The sequence below is a fragment of the Faecalibacterium sp. DFI.5.82 genome (genome assembly GCF_029076575.1).
GTDB lineage: Bacteria > Bacillota > Clostridia > Oscillospirales > Ruminococcaceae > Faecalibacterium > Faecalibacterium duncaniae.
On the sequence record NZ_JARFIS010000001.1, the window covers coordinates 86,653 to 104,243 of the forward strand.

The 17,591-nt window shown below is 63.6% G+C and carries 28 protein-coding genes and 1 pseudogene; 1 reads left to right on the forward strand and 28 read right to left on the reverse strand.

All coding sequences use genetic code 11. The annotated features are described in order from the left end of the window. Positions 1 to 238 precede the first annotated feature (238 nt). The 28 genes and pseudogenes from P0G09_RS00485 to P0G09_RS00620 form a co-directional block, all read right to left on the reverse strand. Positions 239 to 907, reverse strand: a complete 669-nt coding sequence (locus P0G09_RS00485) for a serine/arginine repetitive matrix protein 2 (protein ID WP_275251654.1) — start codon at positions 905 to 907, stop codon at positions 239 to 241. 209 nt (positions 908 to 1,116) lie between these two features. Continuing rightward, positions 1,117 to 1,557: a hypothetical protein gene (locus P0G09_RS00490; protein ID WP_275251655.1), complete on the reverse strand. Its 441-nt coding sequence runs from the start codon at positions 1,555 to 1,557 to the stop codon at positions 1,117 to 1,119. Between the two features lie 69 nt (positions 1,558 to 1,626). Next, the gene (locus P0G09_RS00495) at positions 1,627 to 3,009 is read right to left on the reverse strand and encodes a DNA methyltransferase (protein ID WP_256175091.1); all 1,383 of its coding nucleotides are present in this window, start codon (positions 3,007 to 3,009) and stop codon (positions 1,627 to 1,629) included. Further along, a complete protein-coding gene (locus tag P0G09_RS00500) occupies positions 3,002 to 3,364 on the reverse strand; it encodes a hypothetical protein (RefSeq protein WP_256175089.1) in 363 nt (120 codons plus the stop codon). Before P0G09_RS00500 ends, P0G09_RS00495 begins: the two co-directional genes overlap by 8 nt. Continuing rightward, the gene (locus tag P0G09_RS00505) at positions 3,364 to 3,582 is read right to left on the reverse strand and encodes a hypothetical protein (RefSeq protein ID WP_256175087.1); all 219 of its coding nucleotides are present in this window, start codon (positions 3,580 to 3,582) and stop codon (positions 3,364 to 3,366) included. Before P0G09_RS00505 ends, P0G09_RS00500 begins: the two co-directional genes overlap by 1 nt. A 15-nt stretch (positions 3,583 to 3,597) precedes the next feature. Further along, positions 3,598 to 4,374, reverse strand: a complete 777-nt coding sequence (locus tag P0G09_RS00510) for a hypothetical protein (RefSeq protein WP_256175086.1) — start codon at positions 4,372 to 4,374, stop codon at positions 3,598 to 3,600. Between the two features lie 54 nt (positions 4,375 to 4,428). Further along, complete coding sequence (locus P0G09_RS00515) at positions 4,429 to 5,142, reverse strand: hypothetical protein (RefSeq protein WP_256175084.1); 714 nt, start codon at positions 5,140 to 5,142, stop codon at positions 4,429 to 4,431. A gap of 33 nt (positions 5,143 to 5,175) precedes the next feature. Then, positions 5,176 to 5,547, reverse strand: a complete 372-nt coding sequence (locus P0G09_RS00520) for a hypothetical protein (protein WP_195385495.1) — start codon at positions 5,545 to 5,547, stop codon at positions 5,176 to 5,178. After that, the gene (locus tag P0G09_RS00525) at positions 5,544 to 5,810 is read right to left on the reverse strand and encodes a hypothetical protein (RefSeq protein ID WP_256175083.1); all 267 of its coding nucleotides are present in this window, start codon (positions 5,808 to 5,810) and stop codon (positions 5,544 to 5,546) included. The genes P0G09_RS00520 and P0G09_RS00525 overlap by 4 nt, the downstream gene beginning before the upstream one ends. Positions 5,811 to 5,823: 13 nt before the next feature. After that, a complete protein-coding gene (locus P0G09_RS00530; RefSeq protein ID WP_008981445.1) occupies positions 5,824 to 6,192 on the reverse strand; it encodes a hypothetical protein in 369 nt (122 codons plus the stop codon). Continuing rightward, positions 6,152 to 6,800 (reverse strand): annotated as a pseudogene (locus tag P0G09_RS00535) (MT-A70 family methyltransferase). Before P0G09_RS00535 ends, P0G09_RS00530 begins: the two are co-directional and overlap by 41 nt. After that, positions 6,800 to 7,405, reverse strand: a complete 606-nt coding sequence (locus P0G09_RS00540) for a Holliday junction resolvase RecU (RefSeq protein WP_256175079.1) — start codon at positions 7,403 to 7,405, stop codon at positions 6,800 to 6,802. Before P0G09_RS00540 ends, P0G09_RS00535 begins: the two are co-directional and overlap by 1 nt. A gap of 5 nt (positions 7,406 to 7,410) precedes the next feature. Beyond that, entirely contained in the window at positions 7,411 to 7,929 is a 519-nt protein-coding gene (locus tag P0G09_RS00545; protein WP_256175077.1) for a DUF4406 domain-containing protein, read from the reverse strand. A 10-nt stretch (positions 7,930 to 7,939) separates the two neighbouring features. Continuing rightward, on the reverse strand, positions 7,940 to 8,905 hold the full coding sequence (locus tag P0G09_RS00550; protein WP_256175075.1) for an ATP-binding protein: 966 nt from the start codon (positions 8,903 to 8,905) through the stop codon (positions 7,940 to 7,942). Beyond that, positions 8,820 to 9,701, reverse strand: coding sequence for a hypothetical protein (locus tag P0G09_RS00555; protein ID WP_256175073.1), 882 nt, complete (start codon positions 9,699 to 9,701; stop codon positions 8,820 to 8,822). Before P0G09_RS00555 ends, P0G09_RS00550 begins: the two co-directional genes overlap by 86 nt. A 44-nt stretch (positions 9,702 to 9,745) precedes the next feature. Next, positions 9,746 to 10,168 (reverse strand): single-stranded DNA-binding protein, encoded by a 423-nt coding sequence (locus P0G09_RS00560; RefSeq protein ID WP_223474796.1) that lies wholly within the window; start codon positions 10,166 to 10,168, stop codon positions 9,746 to 9,748. Beyond that, positions 10,168 to 10,959, reverse strand: a complete 792-nt coding sequence (locus P0G09_RS00565) for an ERF family protein (RefSeq protein WP_256175071.1) — start codon at positions 10,957 to 10,959, stop codon at positions 10,168 to 10,170. The genes P0G09_RS00560 and P0G09_RS00565 overlap by 1 nt, the downstream gene beginning before the upstream one ends. 12 nt (positions 10,960 to 10,971) lie before the next feature. Then, positions 10,972 to 11,604 carry a host-nuclease inhibitor Gam family protein gene (locus tag P0G09_RS00570; RefSeq protein WP_256175069.1) on the reverse strand — a complete coding sequence of 211 codons (633 nt, stop codon included), beginning with the start codon at positions 11,602 to 11,604 and terminating at the stop codon, positions 10,972 to 10,974. Further along, positions 11,594 to 11,743 (reverse strand): hypothetical protein, encoded by a 150-nt coding sequence (locus tag P0G09_RS00575; RefSeq protein WP_008981455.1) that lies wholly within the window; start codon positions 11,741 to 11,743, stop codon positions 11,594 to 11,596. Before P0G09_RS00575 ends, P0G09_RS00570 begins: the two co-directional genes overlap by 11 nt. Then, the gene (locus P0G09_RS00580; protein ID WP_275251656.1) at positions 11,740 to 12,237 is read right to left on the reverse strand and encodes a cell wall hydrolase; all 498 of its coding nucleotides are present in this window, start codon (positions 12,235 to 12,237) and stop codon (positions 11,740 to 11,742) included. Before P0G09_RS00580 ends, P0G09_RS00575 begins: the two co-directional genes overlap by 4 nt. 195 nt (positions 12,238 to 12,432) lie before the next feature. Then, positions 12,433 to 12,696: a chitinase gene (locus P0G09_RS00585; protein WP_118761564.1), complete on the reverse strand. Its 264-nt coding sequence runs from the start codon at positions 12,694 to 12,696 to the stop codon at positions 12,433 to 12,435. 4 nt (positions 12,697 to 12,700) lie between these two features. Continuing rightward, positions 12,701 to 13,411, reverse strand: a complete 711-nt coding sequence (locus P0G09_RS00590; protein WP_256175067.1) for a 3'-5' exonuclease — start codon at positions 13,409 to 13,411, stop codon at positions 12,701 to 12,703. Further along, the gene (locus P0G09_RS00595; protein ID WP_275251657.1) at positions 13,404 to 14,108 is read right to left on the reverse strand and encodes a DUF6273 domain-containing protein; all 705 of its coding nucleotides are present in this window, start codon (positions 14,106 to 14,108) and stop codon (positions 13,404 to 13,406) included. Before P0G09_RS00595 ends, P0G09_RS00590 begins: the two co-directional genes overlap by 8 nt. Further along, a complete protein-coding gene (locus P0G09_RS00600; RefSeq protein ID WP_008981460.1) occupies positions 14,105 to 14,284 on the reverse strand; it encodes a hypothetical protein in 180 nt (59 codons plus the stop codon). Before P0G09_RS00600 ends, P0G09_RS00595 begins: the two co-directional genes overlap by 4 nt. After that, entirely contained in the window at positions 14,281 to 15,012 is a 732-nt protein-coding gene (locus tag P0G09_RS00605) for a hypothetical protein (RefSeq protein ID WP_256175063.1), read from the reverse strand. Before P0G09_RS00605 ends, P0G09_RS00600 begins: the two co-directional genes overlap by 4 nt. Beyond that, on the reverse strand, positions 15,000 to 15,386 hold the full coding sequence (locus P0G09_RS00610) for a hypothetical protein (protein ID WP_256175061.1): 387 nt from the start codon (positions 15,384 to 15,386) through the stop codon (positions 15,000 to 15,002). The genes P0G09_RS00605 and P0G09_RS00610 overlap by 13 nt, the downstream gene beginning before the upstream one ends. A 13-nt stretch (positions 15,387 to 15,399) precedes the next feature. Beyond that, positions 15,400 to 15,822 carry a hypothetical protein gene (locus P0G09_RS00615; protein ID WP_256175059.1) on the reverse strand — a complete coding sequence of 141 codons (423 nt, stop codon included), beginning with the start codon at positions 15,820 to 15,822 and terminating at the stop codon, positions 15,400 to 15,402. A gap of 205 nt (positions 15,823 to 16,027) precedes the next feature. Further along, the gene (locus tag P0G09_RS00620; protein WP_020989852.1) at positions 16,028 to 16,288 is read right to left on the reverse strand and encodes a helix-turn-helix domain-containing protein; all 261 of its coding nucleotides are present in this window, start codon (positions 16,286 to 16,288) and stop codon (positions 16,028 to 16,030) included. A 167-nt stretch (positions 16,289 to 16,455) separates the two neighbouring features. Here P0G09_RS00620 and P0G09_RS00625 point away from each other — a divergent pair, with 167 nt between their 5' ends. Beyond that, positions 16,456 to 17,421 (forward strand): calcium/sodium antiporter, encoded by a 966-nt coding sequence (locus tag P0G09_RS00625; protein ID WP_275251658.1) that lies wholly within the window; start codon positions 16,456 to 16,458, stop codon positions 17,419 to 17,421. The last annotated feature ends 170 nt before the right edge of the window (positions 17,422 to 17,591 follow it).

Sequence of the window (17,591 nt, forward strand, 5' to 3'; positions counted from 1 at the left end):
TCCCTCCTTTCTGCCGCTCGGGCGAAACGAAACGGCCCGAAAAAAATTTTCCCCGGCTGCGCGTTTTTTGGGCTCGCCAGCACCGCAGGCCAGAGAGGCCCGTCACAGTACCTTGCGGCGCTGCGCGCGGCCGTGGAGGCGTCTGCGCGGCGCTGTGGCGCGCTCTGTGCGCGTCTGGCGGTGTGGGGCCGGGCTCGGTGCAGGGCGCCGTGGTGGGCGCCCTGCGGGCCGCTGTGGGCTACTTCCCGAGAGCTCGGTCGAGGTTGTGCTGGAGGCGCTTGGCCGTCTCCTCTTGGAGTCGGGTCATTATCTTCTCATTGGTGCGCTCGCTGGTTATCATGGAGGGCACCGAGATGGTGGTGAACTTCTTGATGTCGGTGCGCGTCCGGCTCATTCGCTGGAATGGAATGGCGCTGACGCCGCCGGCCTTGGTGTTGCCCGTCCCCATGAGGATGTTGTGCGATCGCTCGGAGTACGGGCCGCCCGGGGTGCGGGTGTTCAGGTAACGGCCGATGACCTTCTTCTGCCCCTTGACCACCTGCATCCGCAGCGTGTAGCTCTTGCCCGGCGGTGCGGTCTTTGGTGTCATGCCGAAGCGCACAGGGGTGAGCATCCGGCCGGAGTAGGTGATGGTCAGCTCCTCGATGGTCTCTCCCGAGACGTTGACGCTGCCCGCCATCTTCTTCGGCTTGCTGCTGTTCTTGCCGGACGGGGTGATCTCGCCCTTCTTGATGTTGTAGACCGATGTGACTTCCTGAGCGATCCAGCTCGGCGCTCTGGCCTTGACGTCGCGGACGGTGGCCTTCACGGCCTTGCGGCCCTGCTCGTCGATCTGCGCGACAGTGTCCATGAGCTTTTGGAAGTTTTCGACCTGCATGGTGATAGTTGCCTTTGCCGTTATTGTCACCTCCTGAATATGCAAAAAGAGACCGGCGGGCGTTGGTTCGCCCGTCGGCCTCTTGCCGTCGGTTGTTATTCGGTTTTCCTCTGGTCAGCCGCTCGGAATTGTCACGGCGTTGCCCGTGTGTCCGGCGGTCTTTTGCAGGATATAGGATAGCACGGGTCGCTACTGCTTTTCAATTCCTTTTACTTCCCTTTTGTTCCTTTTACTGCGTTTTACTGCCGCAGCTCAGGCAGGGGCTCCAACTCGTCCAGTACGGCGGCGAGGTTGAGCAGGGCGCGGCCGTGGATCTTGTATGTCCTGTTCTGGTAGGCGTCCACTCTGTCGATGTAGTCCCGCCGATCACCGAACAGGACGCCGCAGGTGCTCTCCCAGTCGGCCCGGTCGAAGTAGCGCAGCCGGATGACGGCGCGCTCGTCGGGGTCGGAGAGCTGGAGGATCAGGCCCTCGATGGCGTTGCGCTCCTGCTTCTCCTCAGCCTTGAGCCGGTCGATCTGTTCCTCGAGCTCCATTTTCCGCTCCACCATCATGCCGGTGCGGTCGGATGGTGTGCCAGATCCGCGGGGCATACCTGTCAGATCAGGGCCGGGCGGGGAGGCCATCGTCATCTCCATGCGGTCGAGGCGCTCGAGCTGGTTGTCGATGTCCCTCAGCATGGCGGTGTAGGCCGCGAGCCTGTCCTTGATCCGTTGTGTGATCGGCTTCTCGCTCATTATGTCAGGGCGTCACTCCTGCTCACCTCCTTCCTCGTCAGGCTCGAAGATCGCGGCGATCTCCTCGCGCGGTAGCTCTCGGCCTTGACGGACGCAGCGCACGGTTGTCTTTCCTGTTATTCTGATGTACCTCTTGACGATCACGTCCGTGAAGGCGGGCGTCAGCTCCATGATGTAGGAGGGCTGCCCGTATGCCTCGCAGGCGGCCAGCGTTGTGCCGGAGCCGCCGAAGGGATCATAGACGCCCGTGGCGAAGTCCGTGTTGTCGACCAGCTTCTCCAGCAGCTCGACGGGCTTCTGCGTGGGGTGCAGCTCATTCCCGGAGCGGGAGATGCTCAGGACGTTGCCGTAGCCCTTGTGACCGTCGAAGTGCGTGGCAGCCTTGGCGCCGAACAGAATGAGCTCATGTTGCGAGCGCCAGCCGACGCCCATGCCCGGCGTGCCCTTGTCCCATACGATCTCAGACTTGACGCCGAAGCCGGCCGCCTCGACGAGGTCGAACAGATATACCCACATACGCCAGTCGGTGAAGATGTAGGCGTAGAGGCAGGGGATGTCGGTGAGCGCGCCGCGGATCAGGTTTTGGTAGCCGCGCGTGCTGAGGATGTCGTTGGCGATCTTCGGGGCCTTGCCGTTCTTTCGCTCGGTGCCGATGCTGCCGGTCGACTTCTGTGACTCCTTGCTGCCGCCCGAGCAGTAGGGCGGGTCGGTCAGCAGGATCTCGGGCTTGTTGCCGTCGAGCAGTAGGGCGCGATCCTCCGGCCGGGTGCAGTCTCCGCAGAGGACGCGGTGCCGGCCGAGGATCCAGAGGTCGCCGTACTGCGTGACCGGCGCGGCCGGGGTCGGGATCTCGGCGTCGGGGTCGTCGCTCGGCTCCTTGGTGTGCAGCGCCTCAGAGAGGGCCGTCACGATGTTGCCGTAGTCGTCCTCGGTGTAGCCGCTGAGCATGAACGGGATCTCGCCGGTGTCGATGTCGGCGAAAACCTCGGCGAGCATCTTGTTGTCGGTGGTGGCGAGCTCCGCGATGCGGTTGTCGGCCGTCAGGTCGGCCAGCTCCTCGGCCTCGCTGGCGTAGTCCTGATAGTCGACCGGGGCGTCGGTCAGGTCATCGAGCTGCGCGGCCATGAGGCGGCCGTGGCCCTTGGTGACGAGCCCGCTGCGCTTGCTGACGGTGATCGGAGCGCGCCAGCCGGTCGCCCGGATGATAGAGGCGAGGAGCTTGATCTGCTCCGGCGGGTGCTGGTTGGGGTTCTTGGGGTTAGGCCGCAGATCCTTCAGCGGGACGATGGCGTCGTGTGCGCAGAACACGGGGACGCTGCCGGCGTATGCCTTGGGCGTTGCCGTGGTGCTGTACTCCTCGATCTCGGGGCCGGTCTGCGGCTGTGGTTTATTCATGGCCGTCACCTCCTGCTGAGAATTGATTTTCAATCCACTTGTGAAGGCTGGAGTCCCGCCAGTTGTTTTGGCCGTCAAGACGGTTTTTCAGCCGTTCCAGCTTCGCCTCCTCGATCTCCTCGGTAGATCGGTGGAAGATGATGCGGAGCTGGTCGAGCATGATCTGGACGTCGGCCATCTCCTCGACCGCGTTCTCGAGTGCAGCCCTCGCCTCTGCGGCGCAGCTCACGCGCTTCACCTTGCAGAGGGCTTTGGTCAGCTCGGCCATCTCCTCGACGGCCATGTCCATTTGTGCCGGCGCGCCGTAGGCCGTGATCGCACGATCCAGCAGGGTCCGGCGTTCCTCCGTGGTCATCACGGGCGGCCTCCCTTCGTCAGCTCTCTGACCAGTATGGCCACGAGCACGATCACGATGATGGCGAGGGTGATGGCGGTCGGGATCCAGATCGGGGCCAGTACCCATAGCCAGCTCCAGTTGATGACGCCGGTGAGCTTCAGGACGATGAAGGCGACGGCGAGAAGGCCGCAGAAGCCGATCCCGCCGGCCGTTTTGTTGTTTCTTTCGTTGTTCATGTATTACCTCCAGTATTATTTGCCGAGCCCCTTCAGCGCGCAGGCTGTGCAGGCGGTTCGGACGTCGGGCTCCAGTGCGAGGATCCGGCGGGCCGTGTCTGTCTGCCAGCACTCAGCGCCACAGACGGGGCAGGTGGTGAGCTGCCAGTCGTCCGTCGGAGGCTCCGGGACGTTATCACGCAGCGGCATGGTGAGGATCCCGCCGTCTCCGGGCCGGTGGGGCGAGAGGATGGGCTCAGGCTCGTCGGGGATCATGGCGTCGAGGAGCTCGTTGTACTTCGTGAATATGGCCTCCGACGCTGCGCTCCAGCTCTCGCCGTGCTCCGTGTCCTCCGGGGTGGCGACGTGTGCCAGCTCGTGCGCCAGCAGCTCAGGGGCGGCGCTGATGGGCGCCTCGGCCGAGATGCAGACGATCGGCGTGCTGCCGTCGTCGGGAAAGATGGTCAGGCCGTAGGCGGTGCCGTTGGTCTCGTCCCGCAGGTCGGGGACGTACTGCGCGACGTACTCGACGCCGGGGTAGAGCTCAGAGAAGGCCCGGGCCACGATGGCCGTCGGGTCGTTGATGAAGGGCGAGGCCATCGGGCCGATCTTCTCGTACTGCTTCAGGGCCGCGTAGGTCTCGCGCAGCATGGCCCGCACTTCGTCCTTCTTGATGCCGTTGATGGTGGGCCCGTTCAGGATCAGGTCGAGCATCCTGTCGCTCCAGTCCTGCATCAGGTGGGTCTCCGGCATACCGCAGCCGAAGGGCGCGACGTCGACCTTCTCACGGGTGAGGGTTTCGTATTCTTTCACGGTGCTGCTCCTTTCAGAAAAGCCGAGCGGGCCGGAGCCCGCCCGGCGCTCCATTTACTGCATGACGACGACCTTGCCGGCGTCGATCAGATCGCCCATGTTCTTCAGGAAGTAGTCGGCGATGTTCTTCTTGGCCTCGAGCTTCCAGATGCCGCCGTCAGCCTCGAAGAAGCCGATCCCCTCGTCGGGATCCACGCGCAGCAGGAACTCGCTCTCGGGCTGCTCCACCTCGAGGAAGGTGCGGAACGGCCGCAGCATGACGCGGGGCTTGATCTCGACGACCGCGTTGAGGGCGACGCCCTGACGGGCCTCGACGGTCTGCGTGACGCCGTTGTCGTTGGTGCTGACGCTGTTCTCGTTGGTCATGCGGCTCAGCAGGTCGAGCAGGTAGGTCGTGCCCTCGTTGGGGATGCAGAGGCTCCGCAGCTCGATCAGAGCTACCTCGCGTCCTCTGAAGCCGGTGTACAGGCCCGGGGCGTCAGCCTTGGCGCGGTAGAGCGTGTTGCGGGAGAAGTCGCTCAGGTAGGTGGTCATCACCTCGACGGTGTCGTTGCTCTTGACCTGCACCATGATGGTCGTGCCGACCTTCTCGAGCTCGGTGCGGATCAGCTTGCAGATGCTATCGAGGCCGCTGACGCTGATGCAGTCGGGGCGGTCGACGTGGGGCGGGATGCGGGTGAGGGATGCGTCGGCGTAGGTCTGGCCGCCGATCTCGAAGATCTTGGTCTCCTTCAGGCTGACGATTTTGTCGATCATTTTTGCGAGCATTGTGTTGTCCTCCTTGTTTTGTGTTGTGGGTTGTTATGCGTGCTGGACGAGCTTCAGGAGCTTCGGGGCCTCCTGCTGCGTGCCGTCCATGTTCATTTGGCCGGGCACCTGCGGCACCATCTCGGCGACGACGAGCTCGCCGTTGCCGTCAGAGGTGACATAGAGGGCCGTGGCGACGGGGTTGGTGGCTGCGAGCGTAGACTTGGCCGTCACGGAGACGCCGATGGTGCGGCGCTCGTCGTCCGGGGTCAGCTCGATGGTGAGGGTGATCTTGCGCTTGGCCGTGGCCTTCGTGTTGGGGTCGAGGATGTTCTGGATCACCTTGTCCATCTCATAGTCGACGCGCTCCTCGAAGGCGCCGCGAGCCATCGACATGATGCTGTCGCGCTGGTTCTGTTCGTTCATGTGGTTGCTCCTTTCTCTTTGTCTCCGGCCGTTCCGTACTTCTCGAGCGTGTCCTTCAGGGCGCCCGCAATACACTCGGCCATGACTGTCGCGGTTTTGGTTTCGCTGCTCTTGGCAGCCCGTTCAATGGCTGCGCGGATCTCGTCGGGCTCATAGCCCGTGTTCTCATAGGCGGCGAGCTTCTGGACGAGCACCTCCTTGGTGGCTGCGCTCCAGTAGCCCGTCTTGATGCCGTTGACTCTCTCGTGGGTCAGACGTTCCATGCTGGCCCTCCTCTCAGGTGGCCGATCCGAGCGTCATCTGCTCGGCCTCGGTCGGGTTGTCTGCGTAGGCTGCGGCCGTCTGGCCCGTGGGGCCTGAAGGCTCCGCTCTGGCCCACACGGCCTCGGTGGCGTCCGAGCGGGTGGCCTTACGGCGGCCGACCGTCGTGAGGATCCCGATCTCCTTCAGCTCTGTGAGCCGAGGGGCGACGTAGTTGCGGTTGAAGTACGGGATCCGGCCGGCTGCGACGAGCTCCTCAGTGATCTCGCTGGCCGTGAGCTCACGGTTGCCGAGGGTCTCGAGGATCAGGCGGCAGCGGGCGGCCCGCTTGGGGAGTACGGCGTCATAGCTGCGGCGCCGGGTCTCTTTGGTTGTCTGGTTCATGCGTTTCCTCCTTTCCGGCCAGCTCGACGCTGTCGGCTGGCACGTCCTTGACTTCAGGCGTCGGCGCTTCGTTGCCCCACGCGTCCCATCCCGGGGCGGCTTCTCGGGCGAAAAGCTCGATGCGGGGCAGGTCTCCCATCAGCTCGACGATCTTGTCGCGCACTTCGGCGGGCTTCTGGCTGTGCCTGCGCAGCGGCGAGAATACGAGCTGACCGACGCCGGCGCTGATGCGCTTCGGCTTGCCTTTGATAGCGATCAGACAGGGCTCGGTATTACCTCGAGTCCAGCGGCCGAGGCCGAAAAAGTAGCCGTTTCCGCTGCGGTTCTGCTTGATCCACTGGAAGGCGATCGACTTGTATTTGAAGCCCCACGCCTCGATCAGGTCGAGGGCCTCCTGCATCTTCGGGTATGTGGCCCACATAAAGAGCACACAGTCGTCAGCAGCTATACCCCCCCCCCCCCCTCGCAGGGTTGACGGGGAGCTGCTTCAGCTCGTTGATGCTCATGGTCGCGTACTGCGCGGCAGCCGCGCCCGAGCATCCGCTGTCGCTGTAACTCCACGGCGGGTCGGCGTAGATGATGCTGTATTTCTTATCCGGGAACGGGATCACGTTGTTGCCTCCTTTCCGGGCACTTCCGACTCGATGCCGTGCAGGAACTTGATGAAGCCGGCCGTCGCCGGCACCTCGTAGCGGGAGAGCTCTGCGTGCGTCATGTACTTGCGGCCGTAAATCTCGGCCATATCACGCCAGACGGGCCACGGCACGCGGTAGAAGTCCGTCAGGCTCACGGAGACGAGCACGAAGGCGATGGCGCCGAGCTTGTGATGGGCCTCGAGGTCGTCCTGCTGCTCTTGAGTGAGCCGGCGCTGCTCGATGCGCTCGTCGTCGGTGTGCTTGGCCTCGAAGTAGATGCTCCGGCCGCCCTTCAGGGTGCCGCCATAGTCCGGCTGGGCCTGCTTGGTATAGCAGGCGAGGAACTGGCCCTTGCGGTTCTTAGCGCCGAGGGGCTTCATGGGCTCCGGCGTCTTTTCGATCTTTGCGAGGCCGCGGCTGAGGTAGTAGTCGCACGAGGCCGAGATGATATTCTCGAAGTAGCCGCCGGCGACTCTGGCCTGCTTGCCGCGGATCTGCGCCATCATGTGTTTTTCGGCTGCGTATGGCGTCGGGTCGTTGTAGCCCTCCGCGTTCTTTCTCGGGTCGTACTTCGTCACGGCGTTCAGCCTCCGATCTCGATGTGGACGCCCGGATCGGAGATCAGGCGGTCGGCGAGCTCGAGGATGACGCTGCCATCCAGCTCGATGCTGATGGGGCCGTGGTCGAGGTGCTGGTTGCAGACGGCCATCGCCCTGAAGGCGGGCAGGTGCAGCGTCACGCTGCCGATGTCAGGCTTGTCCTCGGGCTCCTCGTCGGGCTTCAGCTCGCTGATGGCCTCGAAGCCGTTGCGGACGGGGATGCCGTGCGCCTTGGCGAGCTCGATCTCCGCGGCCATACCGGCCGAAGGGTGGTCAATACCGAAGGCCCACAGCTCGGAGCAACCGAGCACCAGCTCGCTGCCGATCTTCAGGGCCAGCTCACGCTCCTCGGGGACGTTGTCGTCCATGAACTGCGTGAGATAGATGTGCGGGGTGACGGGGATGACGCCCTTCTCCACAGCCGCGCGGCTGTACTCCTTGGCGCGCTGGATGTTGTTCTCGTAGTCCCCGCGGCACGGGGAGCAGATGTAAACCTTTTTCATGTTGTTCCTCCTATCGTGAGCGCCAGCTCTGGCCGGTGAGGGTGATGCTCCTGCACATTTCCATGAGCCGGTCGATGGTGGCCCGGGCCGTCATGCTGTCGTGGCTTTCTCGCGGCGTCATGCGGTCGATCAGGGCCTCGGTGTCGTAGTTGGTGGTCACTATGGTCGGCAGGTATGCCTCATAGCGGCCGTTGATGATGTTGTAGACCGTGGAGATCGCCCACTCGGTCGGCGGCTCCTTGCCGATGTCGTCGATCACGAGGAGTGGGACGGTCTTGTAGATCTTCAGGACGTCGCTCTCGCTGCCGCCGGTCGTGGAGTAGGTGCGCTTGATGCGCTCCAGCAGGTCGATCATCGTCATGCAGATGACTGGCTTGCCTTGCGCGATCAGGTGGTTGGCGATGGCAGCGGCGAGGTGGGTCTTGCCGGTGCCCGGCGGGCCCGCGATAAACAGGCCGTTGCGGCCGGGTTCCTGACGACCGGGCTGCGGCAGCATGGCGTCGAAGCCTTCGGCATAGCGCCGGGCGGCTGCCGCTGCTCGCTTGTTGTCGTCGGTGAGCTGGAAGGTGGAGAAGGTGCGCCGCAGGAAACGGTCGCCCATGCCTGACTCGCCGACGATGCGCTTGATGCGATCCCGCATTTTCTTCTCCTCCTCAGCCTTGGCGGCTGCGGCCTCAGCAGCTTCGCGCTCTGCCTTCGCCTTCTCATAGGCAGCCACGGCCTCGGGGCAGGTGCATCGCTCGGCTCCGTAGGGAGGCCAGAGGATGCGGTTGCCGAGCTGGATGCCCTTGTGGTAGCGCAGGGCGCCGCAGAACTCGCAGGGGACGGGCTCAGGGACTCCGGGACGGCCGGCGAGGCGCTCGTCGTTGCTCCAGATCCAGTTACCGGCGTCACTCGTCGTCGGCCGGCTTGAAGCCCTTGCCCCAGTCTCGGCCGGAGCCGTCGGGCTGTTCAGGATCTCGCTGATTTTCTGCACCTTCGTTCACCTCCTCATTGTCCCAGTAGCCGCCGTTGAGCCATGTGCTCGGGTTCGGTATGTAGCGCCCGTTCTCCCGGCGCCACTGGTCGCTCCGCTTCTGAGCGTCGACCGCCTGCATGATCCTCTCGTGGAGCTCAGCGGTGGGCTTGATCTTGTTCCACGCCTTCAGAGCGTACTGCTTGCCGGTCTTTTTCGGGTAGGCTTTCCAGAACTCGAGAAATCTGGCCTCGACGAGCGACTTCGTGCCGCTGTCACTCCCCTCGTCAGAGGGGGAAGGGGGTGTATTACCTTCTCTTGTCTTATCTTCTCTACTCTGGTCTACTCTGCCTCCGGCTTTCTTGCGGCTGTTTGCCGGTCGTCCGGCGGTCGGCGTTGGGTCGTCCGGCGATGCGTCGGCAGACGCCGCAGCAGCGGCCCGGCGACTGCGGGAGCGCTCTTTCTCGGCTTGCCGCTGGTCGATCAGCTTGCCGGCGTACTCGTACCAGTCGTGGATCTCGAGCGTCCCGTCCTCTTTTTCGTCGATCCAGCCCGCCCGGATCAGCGTTTTCGCCAGCTTTTCGGGGTCTCCGTCCCACTGAGCAGCCCGCGAGATCATGCGCGGCGTGATGTCGACGAGGCTGCCGGTCGGGGCGTTGTCGAGGGCCCACAGCCAGAACGAGACGAGCAGCCCCATCATGTGCGGCGGCTCGACTTCGAGCTGGTCAGCAGCGTCGAACAGTTTGCGGTGATCCTTGAGTGTCTGATGCACTTGCAGCCATGCCACGGTCGTCACCTCCTTTCTGTGGTCGTTCATTTGTGGCCTGCTTTTGGTCGTCTGCCGGTCGTCCGGCGGTCAGGTTAAAATGGAAGGTCGCCATTGTCCTCGATCTCCGTGAAGTCGCCGGAGCCCTCAGAGTAGCCCGGATCGGCGAAGTCGCTGCCAGAGCTCTGGCCGCCGTCCTTCTTGCTGTCGCAGAAGTGGACGGAGTCGACCGTGATCTCGACGGCTTTGCGGCGGTTTCCGTCCTTGTCCTCGTAGCTGCGGCTCGTGAGCTCGCCCTCGACGAGGACGAGGCGGCCCTTGCTCAGGTACTTGCAGACGAACTCGGCCTGTGCGCGCCATGCGACGCACTCGATGAAGTTGGTGATCTTCTTGCCGTCCTTGGTCTTGCGGCCGGTGTCGCTGGCGAGGGTGAAGCTGGTGATCGCCGTGCCCTGCTGCGTGTACCTGAGCTCAGGGTCGGCGGTTAGACGGCCTTGGAGGCCGGTGTGGTTATACATTAGGCGTTTCCTCCTTGCTGGTTATGCTGTGCGGCCGCGTTGTCGAGGGACGTGCAGATCTCGTCGTACTCTTGGCGAGTCAGGGCGGCCGGATCCTGCTTTTTGTACTTCTCCACGATCCGGGCGTTGGTGCGCTCCTTGGTCATTCCCGCGGCCTCTGCCTTCTTGTAGAGGCGTGCGAGCTGCGCGTCGCTCAGACGGCCGGAGCTCTGCCCCTGACGGCCCTGCGTGGCCTGCTGGCGGCCTCCAGCGCCGGATCCTTTGCCCTGCGCGCCGAAGTCACTGTTGTCGGGGTCGTCCTCGCCTTGGTCGACGGTGAACTTCTCGAAAAGGTAGTATTTCAGGGCGTAGGTGTGGGCCGCGCCCTTGGCCTTGGCGGGGTCATCGTTCCAGCCGACGGCGTGGACGGTGGCCTCGATTGTCTCGTCGTCGTTGTCGAGGTTCAGCCAGCGGATCGTCAGGTCGGCCTCGTAGAGGAACATGAGCTTGTCGCCGTTGCGGGTCTTGGTCTGCATGGTGATCCAGTAGACCGGGTCGCCGTTCTCGGCGTGGCGCGTGGCCTGCTCGCTGATGACGTCGAAGTCGACGCCGAGCTCGTTCATTATGGGGGTGATCTTCTCCCACACGTCGTAGATCTTGGCGTACTTGTAGCTGACGCCGTCGCTGTGCTGCTTCTTGACGATCTCCGGGCAGGCTTTCCGCATTTCGACGAGCTTCTGCCGGAGCGTCAGGCAGGCGGCTTCAGGAGGGGCCGCAGCAGCGGCCGCCTCGGTTTTCTTGGTTTCTGCCATGTCGGTGCCTCCTTACACGTCGACCGTGAAGATGCCCGGGGTCTCGTAGACGGTGACGCCCTCCACGATCTCGCCGGTCTCGGTCAGGGTTGCGATGTCGCCGGTGTAGCTGAGCAGCTTCTTCAGGTCGGCCCAGCGGGTCGACTCCTCGACCTTCACGAGCTCGCCGTAGCCGTTGGCTTTGAGCCACGGCACCAGTTTGGCCTCGTCGAGCTTGGTCTTGGTGGTGCCCTTCTTGAAGGTCAGGGTGCCGGAGAGGAGCCGGTACTTCTCCGTCGTCTTGGTCTCCTTGTGGGGGACGGTGGCGAAGAAGTCGGCCAGACAGCTTATGAGGTACGAGGTGCCGTTCTCCATGCGCTTGCGGGCGGCGGCGACTTTCTCGTTGATGGCCGCGATCTGCTCGTCGGCCAGAGCCTTCAGGCGGTCGTACTCGCTGCGCTCGTCGGCGATCTTGCGGATGGCCCAGTCGGCACAGCGGTCGTCAGTGATGCGGAACGGGGCGCGCTCGCCCTCTGCGACGGTGCCGAGGTCGACCTGCTCCAGCTCGTCCAGCGTGGCAGCAGGCAGCAGCTCGGGTTCCTGTGTGGTGGTGGCCTCGACGTCTGCCTGCTCGGCAGCGAGGGCCGCGGTGGTCTTATCGCTCATTGTTGTGCTCCTTTCTCTCGGTGACGTTGAAGGTGAGCATCACGCCGCAGGTGACAGGGGTGACGCTCTCGAGCTCGAGGTCGCGGCCGCTGCGGAGGTGCAGGGTCTCGCCCGGCTTCATTTCGGTGAGGTGTTTCATCTGGTGCTCCTTTCTGCAAAGAAACGGTGCCCGCCTTCCTCGATGACGAAGATCTGGCTCTCGTGGAAGTCGCTGGTCACGAGGGCGGGGTTGTAGAAGTAGAGGATCGGCTCGTCCACGACGGTCTCGCCTCGGTCGAACACGGCCGCGACGGCGTCCTTGACACGCTGCGTGGGATCTGGCCGACTCTTGGTGTAGCTATAAAGGACGACGGCCTCAGAGGGCTCGACGCCGCGCTTCTCGGCTGCGTTGAGGATGCACTGAGCGACGAGCATCTGGCCATCGAAGGACTCCCCGCCGGCCTCGGCCATGACCACGCGCTCGACGACGTCGCGCTCGGCGTCGGTCAGAGGGTAGCGCACGGCGGGCTCGGTCGGCTCCACGGTCTCAGCGGCCGGGGCGGGGGTGTCCGGGATGTATGTGCCGACAGTGGTGGTCGGCGGCAGGATGTTGGTCTCCTGCTTGCTGCCGGCCGGGGTGGTGAAGATTGCCACAGAGATGCCGCCCAGCAGAAGGACGGCAGCGGCCAGCGTGGCAGCTCTCAGGGCTTTCCTCTTGGCACGGCGGCGCCGGCGTGTTATACTTGCGGTGCGGGATCCGTATGCTGGCAGGCTGCTGGATCTTCTCGCATGGGTCGCCCGGTCGCAACGGGCGGCCCTTTCTTTTGTGGTTTCCATTGGTTTCTCCTTTCACTGAGCCCGTGCGACGGTCAGATCACAGAGGGCGTGAGTGAGGTCGCTGAACTCGGTCTCTCGGACGGTGTCAGCGGTCAGCAGCACGAGGTAGTCGTTGTCGTAGTAGTCGATCTCGGGGTGCCGCTGCCGGTTTACTTCATTTTTGTGGCGGGCGTAGGGCTCGGCACGGTTCCAGACGTCGTCAGGGATCCAGCGGTCGAGGCGATCCTCGACGCGCTCGCGCAGCTCCTCGCTCGTGATCGTGATCTCCGGGCTCATGCTGTCACCTCCGCGCCACGCGGGCCGGGAGCGTCTGCTCCGGGCGAGTCAGGCCCTTGCTGAAGCTCTGCGGCTCATATCTGACGCCCACGATCCGGCGGCCGCTGACGCCGTACTTGGGGTTGTAGCCGAACAGGTTGACGTAGCTGCCGAGATCCTCGCGTTCGTCGTCCATCGCCTTCAGCACCTCGAACAGGGCCAGCACGTCGTCGATGGCGCGGTGGCTGTTCTGCACCTTGCCAGTGAGGTCGTAGGCGATGATCGCGTTGGCGAGCTTGTGCGGGTAGGCCCTGCGGTCTTTGTAGACCGTCAGGCTGTCCAGCCAGTCGATCCGGCCGACCTTCTGGCCGCGGAGCAGGCCACGGAGGAAACAGGCGTCGAACTGTGCATTGTGGGCGATCATCAGGGTCGGGCCGTTCTGCATGAGCTTGGCGATCTGGCCGGCTGCCTTGACCGGCTGCACGCCCTCGGTCTGGAGCCGCTCGTCGGTGATGCCGGTCAGGCTGACGATGTTCTCCGGGAGGGCCTCGCCCTCTGGCAGCTTGATGAAGGTGTCCATCTTGCCGGCGATCCGCAGGCTGCCTGTGGCCGTGCGCTCCACGCGCAGGGCGGCGAGCTCGATGATCTGGTCGTTGTCGAAGTCGAGGCCGCTGGTCTCGGTATCAAACACGACGAGGGCCTTGTAGCGGTCGAACAGGGTGGAGAGGTTACTCATACCGGGCCTCCTTCTCGCGGGTGGCTCTCAGAGTGCCGAGCATAAACGAGAGGGCTGTGGTCAGTTGATCCTCGGTGGCGAAGGTGCCGCCGAACTGCTCGGCCAGCGCCGCGATGATCTCGCCGGCGTGCTCCGGCGTGACGTCGTCTGTGGCTTCGTCGTCCTCGACGGAGATCAGGAGATCGGAGTCCAGATAACAAGCGGGGCGCAGGCCGCGGATGCCGAAGCAGGCGCCGTCCCAGTGCAGCGCGCCATCGGAGCTGACGTAGCGGGCGAGTGACTCGTAGCCGTTAGACTTCGTGCTGAAGGCTGTGGAGAGCCACCACCAGTCGTCTGCGTTGGGGATGACGTCGCGGTTGCGCCGGTACTGGTCGACCGTCAGCAGGAAGATGGTGACGGTGCAGGTGCCGTAGTCCTTCAGGCCGTCGTCGGTGGTCAGGTCGAGCTCCGTGGTCAGGAAGGCGTTGGGGCCGTTCACGTCCTCGAGCAGGTTGTCGAGGTAGGCGCCGTTGAGGTATTCCTTGCTGCTGGCGACGGCGAAGTTGTTGCAGTTGCCCTCGTCAAAGGCTCGGGTCTCGATGATGTCCTTGCTCAGGCAGAGGGCGCGGCCGTCATCATTCTCCAGCAGGATCCAGCTCTGGCCGGCATAGTCGAAGGCCGTGCCGCGGGCGGCGTTCTTGAGTGCGATCTTTTTCATGGGGTTGCTCCTTTCGTTCTCTGCGGCCGAGCCTTCTGGCTGGCCTGAATGTTTGGCAGGGTCTCGCCGGCGCGGAGCCGGCTCTCACAGTGCGGGCAGATGTAGCCGGTGCGGGGGATCTTCTGGTAGATGCTGACGTTCCAGTCGAGCCCGCAGCCGACGCACTTGGCTGTCATGGGCCTCCACCTCCTTCCGCAGCCAGAGCCTCGAAAACGTAGCGCCGGATGCGGTTGCGGTACTTCTTCCGGGTTCTGGCTTTCTTTGCGTGAGCTGCGAGGTGCAGCCACTTCGGTGGCACTCCGATGGCCTTGGCCGATACCTTCCAGAGCTTTTTGAGGGCAGAGAGCACGGCGTTGATGACCGGCTTCAGGGCCTCGGCCAGCTTGGCGGCGATTTCCCGCAGAGCGTCGGCCAGCTTCTCGAAGGCTTCGCGGGCCTGCTGCATCTTCTCACGATCGGCGAGCGTCATGCTGCCGTCGTAGACGTAGGGGCTCAGCTCGTCGTCGCCTCCGTCGGTCAGACGCTCACAGAACGGGAGGCCGACAGCTTCGGCAGCCTTGCGGCCCTCCTCGAGGGCATCCCGGCCTTGCGTGACTTCGCAATAGTCCGCGAGGCGGTTGCGGCCGCCTTCGTAGTGCCAGCGGATCCCGGCGGCGATCTCGTCGATGGTCATGTCCTCACCGAAGTGGCCGCAGTAGTAGCCGTTGACGATGACGGCGTCCGGGTCTGCCTTCAGGATCCCGATGGCGTCGTTGAGGTCGTCAGTCTCCCACTCGCCGTTCCAGATGCCGCTCCAGATCGTCAGGGCGTTCCACGAGCGGCCGGTGCGATACACGATTGTCCAGCCGATGCCGTCGCGGATCTCCGCGGCGAAGTCTCGGGCGATGTCTCTCAGTGCTGCCATGCTGGCGCCTCCTCTCTGGTGATGTGCACGACGGTGACAAGGTCGTCGATCTCGTGCTTGGTGGTGTATGTGTCCCGCTCGTCGAGCCCGATGTGCCGCAGCAGCGTCTCGGGCCCGTCCAGCAGGAAGGCTGTGGCGGCCACGGCGTTCAGCCGGTAGACCGTGACCTCCACGGTGCAGCGGGCGCCGTCCTCGTCCAGCGTGGACGGGAACGAGGCCCGGCAGATTGGGGTCGCCTCGTATCTGAAGGCGGTCGCGCGGTTCTCGCCGGCGATGATGCCCTTCACGAACTCCTCAAAGGCTTTGCGGGGGATCGAGCTGCGGTACTTGTCCAGCGTGACGTCGGCGAGCTGCCGGATGGCTTTGGCGTTCATGTTCCGCACCTCCTCAGCAGGCGTCGCCGTGCGGGCCGACGACCGTGACGTGCTTGGTGTTACCGTCTTTGTCCTCGTAGATTTCCTCGACGCTGTTGTCGGCCCAGTTGATCGTCTCCTTGAGCCGCCAGAACCGAGCGTCGTCCGCAGCTTTGGCGGCTTCGCGTGCTTCTTGCTGGAGCTCCTTCAGGCGTCCGAACTCGCTTAGCGTCAGGCTTGCAAAGGGTTCGCTCAGCGCGTAGTCGCTGAGGTAGAAGCTGATAAAGCTATGGCTCCAGCCGGCGTTATGCCAGCCGCTCGTTGCTTTTTCGGCGAAGGCTATGAGCTCGGCATCGTCCTCAATAGGGCCGCGCTTGCGGTGTTCAAAGATGAACTCGTCGCGGGAAAAGACGGGTTTCCCGTTTACATAGCCGTACACATTGGGGTTGTGTGTCATGGTGGTCTCCTTTCGTCTTGGCCCGGCCAGAGCCGGGGATCTTAGTGGTGTCGAGTCCCTGAAAAGCAGAAACACGACCGCCGGATCGCTTCAGAGAGCAGCGCGGAGGGGGTGCGCAGCTCGTCCATTTTCAGCGTCGGGGTCGTGTGGTCGTTTTCATGTTGGGCTCTCCTTTCTTCGGCCCGGCGCTGCCGGGTGTTCTTGGCTACTGTGCGGCCGGTGCTCGTTTACCTCTGCGCTTGAAGCTCTCACGCAGCCGCCTCTCGGCGAGCTCTGCGCTGTACCCTTCGCGCTGGTTGGCGTCCAGCGCGCCGGTCGCGCCTCGCTGGAGCTCCTTGTAGATCGTGGTGTGGTGGACGCTCAGGCGGGCCGCAATATCGACCGGCCGATCTCCGAGCAGATGCCACGCCTCGATCTTCTTCCTGTCCTCGAAGGTCAGGTAGCGGTACTTTCCCGTCAGTCTCACCTCCGTCCTATGGGGTTGTAGTAAAGAAAAAACGCACAGCCGACTCAGTTGAGTCTCTGTGCGTTTAATGATAATGGACAGCGGCTGGGTAAAAATGCACGATTTTGCTTGCGTTTTGCAGGGGAAACAGGTATAATACTTTTTGGATTAAAAAGGAGAGATTTTATATGCTGATCCCTGTATTATTGTTTATCGTGGGCCTGCTCTGCCTCATCAAGGGCGGCGACTGGTTCGTGGACGGTGCAACCGGCATCGCCCGCCGCTTCAAGGTGCCGGAGCTGCTCATCGGTGCCACGGTGGTGTCCATCGGCACCACCCTGCCTGAGGTCATGGTCTCCACCACCTCGGCCATGACCGGCCACGGCGAGATCGCCTATGGCAACGCCATTGGCTCGGTCATCTGCAACGCGGCCCTGATCGCGGCCATCACCGTTGCGGTCCGCCCGGGCAAGGTGGACCCCAAGAGCCTGCGGGTGCCGGTGCTGTTCTTCTTTGTGGCAGCGGCCCTGTATGCGGGCGTGGCCTACACCACCGGCTACTTCAGCCGCCCCATCGGCATTGTGCTGCTGGCAATGTTCGTGGCCTACATGGTCTGCAATGTGCTGGCGATGAAAAACGCCCCCGCCCCGGAAGACGATGAGGACGAGCCGGAAAAGGAAATGTCCTTTGCCAAGGAGATCGGCCTGCTCGTCCTCGGCGCAGCCCTGATCGCTGTGGGCGCAAATCTGCTGGTGGACAACGGCACCCTGATCGCGCAGGCGCTGGGCGTGCCGGAATCCGTCATTGCCCTGACCTTTGTGGCGCTGGGCACCTCTCTGCCTGAGCTGGTCACGGCGATCACCTCGCTGGCAAAGGGCCACGGCTCCCTCTCGCTGGGCAATGTCATTGGTGCCAACGTGTTCAATCTGGTGCTGGTCAGCGGCATGTCCATCACGGTGTCGCCTTTCAGCATCCCGCAGAACTCTACCATCATGGGCATCAATTCCTCTCTGGTCATGGATCTGCCCGTGATGTTCGCGGTCATGCTCCTTCTGACCGTGCCCGCTCTGCTCAAGGGCAGGCTCTCCCGCTGGCAGGGCGTGCTGCTGCTCTGCATCTATGCAGCCTTCTGCGCCGTCCAGTTTGCAATGTAAGCCTCTGCGCCGGAGACCCGGCCCGGCTCCACGCCGGAGCGGGCGCTTTGGGGTAGAAAACCGTTTTGAGAAAGGCATCCTCGTTTGCGGGGATGCCTTTTTTCTGTCCCCGCAGCAGGGGCTGACCGGAAGCGGCGCTTTCTTAAGAAATCCTTAGAAAAATTTCATGG